The 7,790-nt window shown below is 58.1% G+C and carries 6 protein-coding genes; 4 read left to right on the forward strand and 2 right to left on the reverse strand.

All coding sequences use genetic code 11. From position 1 onward, the window contains the following. Positions 1-78 precede the first annotated feature (78 nt). On the forward strand, positions 79-1,830 hold the full coding sequence (gene ggt, locus MXF20_RS22050; RefSeq protein ID WP_325971499.1) for a gamma-glutamyltransferase: 1,752 nt from the start codon (positions 79-81) through the stop codon (positions 1,828-1,830). 57 nt (positions 1,831-1,887) lie between these two features. On the opposite strand, the gene MXF20_RS22055 is transcribed toward ggt, so the two are convergent. Together MXF20_RS22055 and MXF20_RS22060 are read right to left on the reverse strand one after the other, a co-directional pair. Then, positions 1,888-2,391 (reverse strand): GNAT family N-acetyltransferase, encoded by a 504-nt coding sequence (locus MXF20_RS22055; protein ID WP_058770006.1) that lies wholly within the window; start codon positions 2,389-2,391, stop codon positions 1,888-1,890. 275 nt (positions 2,392-2,666) lie between these two features. After that, positions 2,667-4,235 carry an AbgT family transporter gene (locus MXF20_RS22060; RefSeq protein ID WP_325971500.1) on the reverse strand — a complete coding sequence of 523 codons (1,569 nt, stop codon included), beginning with the start codon at positions 4,233-4,235 and terminating at the stop codon, positions 2,667-2,669. A 394-nt stretch (positions 4,236-4,629) separates the two neighbouring features. Between MXF20_RS22060 and gntR the strand changes: the two genes are divergently transcribed. The 3 genes from gntR to gntU all read left to right on the forward strand — a co-directional run bounded on the left by gntR (position 4,630) and on the right by gntU (position 7,646). Next, a complete protein-coding gene (gene gntR, locus MXF20_RS22065; protein WP_021507996.1) occupies positions 4,630-5,625 on the forward strand; it encodes a gluconate operon transcriptional repressor GntR in 996 nt (331 codons plus the stop codon). 141 nt (positions 5,626-5,766) lie between these two features. Further along, the gene (gene gntK, locus MXF20_RS22070) at positions 5,767-6,303 is read left to right on the forward strand and encodes a gluconokinase (RefSeq protein ID WP_325971501.1); all 537 of its coding nucleotides are present in this window, start codon (positions 5,767-5,769) and stop codon (positions 6,301-6,303) included. A 2-nt stretch (positions 6,304-6,305) separates the two neighbouring features. Then, positions 6,306-7,646, forward strand: coding sequence for a gluconate transporter (gene gntU / locus MXF20_RS22075; protein ID WP_325971502.1), 1,341 nt, complete (start codon positions 6,306-6,308; stop codon positions 7,644-7,646). Positions 7,647-7,790: the final 144 nt, after the last annotated feature.

Here is a 7,790-nt window from a genome sequence, read left to right on the forward strand (position 1 = left end):
TGCTATCTTTTTTACAGTCTTTGCAAACACTTGCAGCAATCAATAACAAATGTAAACAACTGAAAGGATGGTGGCAGGATGAGGATAAAGAGCGGTGTGCGCCAGTTCGGCTGGGCGCTGTTAATGAGTTTTACCGTGGTGCAGGGGGCGCAGGCGGCGCCGGCCAGCGCCCCGCCGGTGTCGTATGGCGTCGACAGCGACACCTTTCACCCGGTGAAAGCACAGCACGGGATGGTTGCGTCAGTGGACGCGATGGCCACCCGGGTGGGCGTCGATATCCTCAAACATGGGGGGAACGCGGTAGATGCAGCGATTGCGGTGGGCTTTGCGCTGGCGGTCACTCACCCGCAGGCGGGCAACCTGGGTGGTGGCGGCTTTATGCTGTTGCGCACCGCTGCCGGCCGCACCACCGCCATTGATTTCCGCGAGATGGCACCGGCGCGCGCCTCACGCGATATGTTCCTGGATAAGCAGGGCAACGCGGACAGTAAGTTATCACTCACTTCTCATCTGGCTTCCGGCACGCCGGGCACCGTGGCCGGTTTTGCGCTGGCGTCGCAGAAGTACGGCACGCTGCCGCTCAGCACGCTGCTGGCGCCAGCAATCAAACTGGCGCGCGACGGCATCATCGTTAACGATGCGCTGGCTGACGATCTCGCCACTTACGGTAAAGAGAACCTGATCAACCACGACAACAGTCGCGCCATTTTCTATAAAGCCGACGGTCAGCCGTACCAGAAGGGCGATCGCCTGGTGCAGAAAAACCTCGCGCACAGCCTGCAACTGATTGCCCGGCAGGGGCCAGATGCCTTCTACAAAGGCAAAATTGCCGATGAGATCGCCGCTGAAATGGCGCAGCACGGCGGGCTGATTGGCAAGGCGGATCTGGCGGCCTACCGCGCAGTGGAACGCAAGCCGGTAAGCGGCAGCTACCGTGGCTACGAGGTGTTCTCCATGCCGCCACCGTCGTCCGGCGGCATTCATATTGTGCAGATCCTCAATATTCTGGAAAACTTCGACCTGGCGAAATGGGGCTTTGGCAGCGCGGACGCGATGCAGGTTATGGCCGAAGCGGAAAAATATGCCTACGCCGACCGCTCCGAATATCTCGGCGATCCCGACTTCGTTAAGGTGCCACAGCAGGCGCTGACCAGCAAAGCCTACGCCAAAACGCTGGCCCAGCAGATTGACGTCAACAAGGCGCGCCCCTCAGCCGACATCAAGCCCGGCAAGCTGGCGCCGTACGAGAGCAATCAAACCACCCACTTCTCGGTGGTGGATAAAGACGGCAACGCAGTAGCGGTAACCTACACGCTGAACACCTACTTTGGCAGCGGCGTGGTGGCCGGTAACAGCGGCATTCTGATGAACAATGAAATGGATGACTTCTCCGCCAAGCCGGGCACGCCAAACGTGTATGGTCTGGTGGGCGGTGAGGCGAACGCGATTCAGCCCGCCAAGCGTCCGCTGTCATCGATGTCGCCGACCATTGTGGCGAAAGATGGTAAAACCTGGCTGGTGACCGGCAGCCCGGGCGGCAGCCGGATTATCACCACTGTGCTGCAAATGGTGGTCAACAGTATCGATTTCGGCATGAACGTGGCGGAAGCCACCAATGCGCCGCGCTTCCACCATCAGTGGCTGCCGGATCAGTTGCGCGTCGAGAAGGGCTTCAGCCCGGATACGCTGCGTCTGCTGGAAGCAAAAGGTCAGCATGTGAAAGTGCTGCCGGCCATGGGCAGCACGCAAAGCATCATGATTGGCCCGGACGGCATGCGCTACGGCGCGTCCGACCCGCGCTCGGTGGATGATTTGAGCGCCGGGTATTAACGTCGCGCAATAAATTGCGCCGCTACCTCACCGTGCACCGACCGGTAGCGGCGCGATTCATCGCGCATTCCCTTTCAGACGCGCCATGTAGTGCGTATCGATCATCTGGCCATCGCGGACCGCGAAACCTCTGGCGGTACCTTCAATCTCAAAACCAAACTGCTGATACAAACCCATGGCCTGGTGGTTATCCGCAAACACCGTCAGTTCAATCCGCGTGACCTGCAGCCAGTTGTCGCACAGATCCACCATTGCCGCCATCAGCGCCTTACCCACGCCGCGCCGGTGGAATGCTGGATCAACGCCCATGCCGATAGTGGCGCAGTGACGGCGGCGTGCCACCGCCATGACTTCCAGCGTCAGCTGACCGACAACCTGCCCGTCAATACAGGCCACCAGCATGGTGACATGGGGACGGGGATTCGCAAGCCGCTCCTGCCAGAGTGACGGTGACTGATACGGCAGATGCAGCGTGCCCGCCTGGGTTTCCGGCTGGCTATAGATACGCGTCAGAACGGCGGCATCTTCGGGCGTTGCGTGACGAACAGTAACCTGACTCATAAAGCAGCTCCTTGCACTCAGTGGATGAAATCCCCTTTAACATCAGGGAATTCGCCCGCGGCGTCAACGGCAAAAAAATCGTGAAAGGGCTTTACAGACGCGAATGATAATGATTATTATTGTCAACGCGAGTCCGGCAGCGTCTCCTGACAAACCGGGTAAGCACGACATTGCTCACATTGCTTCCAGTGTTTCTTAGCCAGCTCGGGTGCTGGCTTTTTTTTTGCCTGCGCGTTAACCGATCGCCGTCCGTGGCAATCCACTGCACGGGGAGATTACAGCGTGTACCAGGTGGCCGCGCCGGGACCGACCGGCAGGTTAAACACGAACACCCACAGCACAAACAGCAGCGTCCAGCCAATCATAAACACCACCGAATAAGGCAGCATCATCGCCACCAGCGTACCGATGCCCATATCACGACGGTAGCGCGCCGCCACTGCCATGATCAGCCCGAAGTAGCTCATCATCGGCGTAATCACGTTTGTCACTGAGTCACCGATGCGGTACGCCGCCTGGATGACTTCAGGCGCAAACCCGACCAGCATCAGCATCGGCACGAAAATCGGTGCGGTCACTGCCCACTGGGCCGACGCGGAGCCAATCATCAGATTGATGAAGCCGCAGATCAGGATGAAGCAGACAAACAGCAGCGGGGCGCTCATATCCAGTGAAGCCAGCAGGCTGGCGCCTTTCACTGCCACCACCGTGCCGAAGTTGCTCCAGTTGAAAAAGGCGACAAACTGCGCGGCAAAAAACACCAGCACAATGTACATTCCCATGCTGCTCATGCTGGTGGACATGGCGTGAATGACATCGCGATCGCTGCGCATGGTGCCCATCAGGCGGCCATAAACAAAACCGGGGATGGCAAAGAACACGAAGATAAATACCACGATGCCTTTCAGGAACGGTGAACCGGCCAGCGTGCCGGTTTTGGGATTCAGCAATACGCCGTGGCCGGGAATGACCGTCAGCGCCAGCAGCAGTGACACCACCAGTACCGTCCAGCCCGCACCTTTGAGTGCCCGACGCTCGCCAGGCGACAGCTCGCCCATGTCGCCGCGCACCGCATCACCTTCGCTATCCTGATAGCTGCCCAGCTTGGGTTCGACGATGCTGTTGGTGATCCAGGTGCCCAGCCCGGCAATCACAAAGGTGCTGATAAACATGAAGTACCAGTTCACCTCCGGGCCAACGCTGTAAGCAGGATCGATGATCTGCGCTGCACTCTGGGTAATGCCGGAGAGCAGTGGATCAATAGTGCCAAGCAGCAGGTTGGCGCTGTAACCGCCCGAGACGCCGGCAAATGCGGCCGCCAGTCCAGCCAGCGGATGGCGACCGAGCGAGTGGAAGATCATCGCAGCCAGCGGAATCAGCACCACATATCCCAGCTCCGAAGCGGTATTCGAGACGATACCGGCAAACACCACGGTAAAGGTGATCAGCTTCTTCGGCGCGTTAAACACCAGCGCGCGCATCGCGGCGGACAGCAGGCCAGACTGTTCGGCGATGCCGACACCCAGCAGCGCCACCAGCACGGTTCCCAGCGGGGCAAAGCCTGTGAAATTCGTCACCAGATGACTGACAATACGCTGTAAGCCTTCTGCGCTCAGCAAACTGACCACGTGAATCACCCCGTCCGGCGCGCGCCCGGCGGCACCGATCGGGCGCGGATCGATCACGCTCACGCCAAATGCCGCAGCAATAGCCGACGCGACGAGGATAAACAGGGAAAACAGTGCAAACAGCGTAATCGGGTGCGGCAACAGGTTGCCCAGCCATTCAACGGTATTGAGGAAGCGTTCGACAGGACGCTTCGCAGGTGAAGTGGTTTTTTCCATGAGGTCATTCTCCTTATATACAGCGTGCGAGCCGCTTTTTGCCCGGTTTGCCATAGTAAGAAGAGGGAAAAAACGATCAAGAGTGTGTTTCTGTTTAAACCAGGGATAATGCGAGGTGTATTTATTTATATTATTGATAATATTTATTTAATTTTATTTATCTTCCGAATGTAAGGTTAGTTAAATAATCTGTTTTTTTATTTTTATGTGAGGTTAATCCGCTTTCGGATTTAAATAATCCCGCATGATTGCTTTAATGTTTCTTTTCCAGCAGACCAGTCTTGTTTTTATCTGCTGGTATTTTTCAGTTGTGTCTGTGAGAGGTTGCGCCGCAACGGCATAACATGACAAAAAAATGATAAACTCAGCGTATCTCTGACCTCAGGCGCACACGATGAAGAAGAAAAGACCGGTATTACAGGATGTTGCCGATCGCGTCGGCATCACAAAAATGACCGTCAGCCGCTACCTGCGGAACCCCGATCAGGTCTCTGCGGCGCTGCGCGACAAAATCGCCGTGGCGCTGGATGAACTCGGCTATATCCCCAACCGTGCGCCCGACATGCTCTCTAACGCCACCAGCCGCGCGATTGGCGTGCTGCTGCCCTCGCTCACCAACCAGGTGTTTGCCGACGTGCTGCGCGGCATTGAAACCGTGACCGATGAAGCGGGCTATCAGACGCTGGTGGCGCACTTCGGCTATAACCCGCACAAAGAGGAGCTGCAGCTGCGTTCGCTGCTGGGCTGGAACATTGATGGCGTGATCCTCACCGAACGTTCCCACACGCCGGGCACGCTGCGCATGCTGGAAGTGGCGGGCATTCCGGTGATCGAAATGATGGATTGCGTCACGCCGTGTCTTGATATGGCCGTGGGCTTCGACAACGTCGAGGCGGCGCGGCAGATGACGCATGCTATCCTCAGGAAAGGCCATCGTCACACCGTCTATCTGGGCGCGCGCCTCGATGAGCGTACGCTGCAAAAGCAGCAGGGCTACGAACAGGCGATGCGTGAAGCCGGGCTGACGCCACACAGCGTCATGATGGAAGATGCTTCCTCCTTCAGCGCCGGTGCCCAGCTGCTGCGCGAGGCGCAGAAGCGCTATCCGCACACTGACAGCCTGTTCTGTACCAATGATGACCTGGCGGTGGGGGCGATGTTTGAGTGTCAGCGCCAGGGATTGCGCGTGCCTGAACAGATGGCGATTGCTGGCTTTCATGGCCACGACATTACCCAGGTGGTCAATCCGCGGCTGGCCACGGTGCTGACGCCGCGCGAACGCATGGGACGCGAATCCGCTGCCATGCTGCTGGCGCGGATTGGCGGCGATCGCAGCGTGACGGCGCCGCTGGATGTCGGTTTTGAAATCGCCGAAGGTGGCAGCATCTGATTTTGGCGATTTTTTGAGTCAGTTCACACTTTCGTGCTTTTCCGCCTGACAAGGGTTGCCAGCGTCTGAGCGCGCTCGGACAATGGCAATCAAAATTGTTATCGGTAACATTGGCAGCATAAACTGCCGGAGCGCAAAACCATGACCACGCCATCTCCATCGCACCACGTCTTTATCCTGATGGGTGTTTCCGGCAGCGGAAAATCTGCCGTCGCCAATCAGGTGTCTCATCAGCTCAGCACCGCGTTTCTGGATGGTGATTTCCTGCATCCGCGCAGCAACATCACCAAAATGGCGGAAGGCCATCCGCTGAACGACGACGATCGCCAGCCGTGGCTGCAGGCGCTGAATGATGCGGCGTTCGCGATGCAGCGCACCCAGGCGATCTCGATTATCGTCTGTTCAGCGCTGAAGAAGTCCTATCGCGACATCCTGCGTCAGGGCAACCACAACCTGAAATTCATCTATCTGAAGGGCGATTTTGCCACCATTGAGTCACGTCTCAAGGCGCGCAAAGGCCACTTCTTCAAACCGCAGATGCTGGTAACACAGTTTGAAACCCTGCAGGAACCGGGTACCGACGAGCCGGATGTGCTGGTTGTCGATATCAATCACTCACTGGATGAGGTAGTTGCGGCCACGGTTGCGACCATCGAGGGCGCAATCAACAAGGGCTAGTCATGAGTACCGCAACGCTGGTGTTAACCGCAGCAGGCTCTGTCCTGCTGCTGCTGTTTTTGGTGATGAAAGCGCGTATGCACGCCTTTGTCGCTCTGATGTTAGTGTCGATGGGGGCCGGTCTGTTCTCCGGTATGCCGCTGGATAAAATCGCCGAGACCATGCAAAAAGGCATGGGCGGCACGCTCGGCTTCCTCGCCATTGTGGTGGCGCTCGGCGCCATGTTCGGCAAAATCCTGCATGAAACCGGTGCGGTCGATCAGATCGCCATTCGCATGCTGAAAACCTTTGGCGAACGGCGCGCACATTATGCGATGGGCATTGCCGGGCTGATCTGTGCGCTGCCGCTGTTCTTTGAAGTGGCGGTGGTGTTGTTGATCAGCATTGCTTTCGCTGTGGCGCGCCGCACCCACGATAACCTGGTCAAACTGGTGATCCCGCTGTTTGCCGGCGTGGCCGCTGCCGCTGCCTTTCTGCTGCCCGGTCCGGCACCGATGCTGCTGGCAGCGCAGATGCACGCTGACTTTGGCTGGATGATCCTGCTGGGGCTGTGCGCGGCGATTCCCGGCATGCTGATTGCCGGCCCGCTGTTTGGCAACCTGATTGCGCGTCATGTCACCTTCAGCGCGCCGCCGGAAGATCATCAGCCGGATATCAGCGAGGGCCAGCTGCCGTCGTTTGGCTTTAGCCTGTCGCTGATTCTGTTCCCGCTGCTGCTGGTCGGGCTGAAAACCATCGGCGCACGCTTCACCACGCCGGATTCGCGCCTGTATGCGTGGCTGGAGTTTATCGGCCATCCGTTTACCGCCATTCTGCTGGCGCTGTTAGTGGCGATTTATGGCCTGGCTTACCGTCAGGGCATGGATAAAGAGAAGGTGATGCAGGTATGCGGCAGCGCGCTGCAGCCGGCGGGCATTATTCTGCTGGTGATTGGCGCGGGCGGTGTGTTTAAGCAGGTGCTGGTGGATTCAGGTGTGGGTCCGGTGCTGGGCCACGCGCTGACCGGTGCCGGCATGCCGATTGCGCTGGCCTGTTTTATCCTCTCCGGCGCGATCCGGGTGATTCAGGGCTCGGCCACGGTGGCCTGTTTAACCACCGTCGGACTGGTGATGCCGGTGATTGAACCGCTGCATTACAGCGGCGCGCAGCTGGCGGCACTGTCGATCTGCATCGGCGGCGGCTCGATCATCATCAGTCACGTCAACGATGCCGGTTTCTGGCTGTTTGGCCGTTTCACCGGCGCCACCGAGGGCGAGACACTGAAGACCTGGACGCTGATGGAGACGATTCTCGGCACCACCGGCGCCATCGTCGGGATGATCGCGTTTAGTTTGTTGTCGTAAATTGCCTGGTGCGCATGAAGGTACGACCGGGCACATGGGTAACAGATCAGACCGGGCACACAGGTAACACTTTTTGTGGTCAGTCGATCCGGATAATACGCTTTTCTGCCCGGTCATAATACGCAAGGATGAGCCTGTCGAAGA

Source organism: Pantoea dispersa, from assembly GCF_035783935.1.
GTDB lineage: Bacteria > Pseudomonadota > Gammaproteobacteria > Enterobacterales > Enterobacteriaceae > Pantoea > Pantoea dispersa_C.

Coding starts and splice junctions, on each gene's coding strand:
- ggt (WP_325971499.1), top strand. CDS start 79: ATGAGGATAAAGAGCGGTGTGCGCCAGTTCGGCTGGGCGCTGTTAATG.
- MXF20_RS22055 (WP_058770006.1), bottom strand. CDS start 2,391: ATGAGTCAGGTTACTGTTCGTCACGCAACGCCCGAAGATGCCGCCGTT.
- MXF20_RS22060 (WP_325971500.1), bottom strand. CDS start 4,235: ATGGAAAAAACCACTTCACCTGCGAAGCGTCCTGTCGAACGCTTCCTC.
- gntR (WP_021507996.1), top strand. CDS start 4,630: ATGAAGAAGAAAAGACCGGTATTACAGGATGTTGCCGATCGCGTCGGC.
- gntK (WP_325971501.1), top strand. CDS start 5,767: ATGACCACGCCATCTCCATCGCACCACGTCTTTATCCTGATGGGTGTT.
- gntU (WP_325971502.1), top strand. CDS start 6,306: ATGAGTACCGCAACGCTGGTGTTAACCGCAGCAGGCTCTGTCCTGCTG.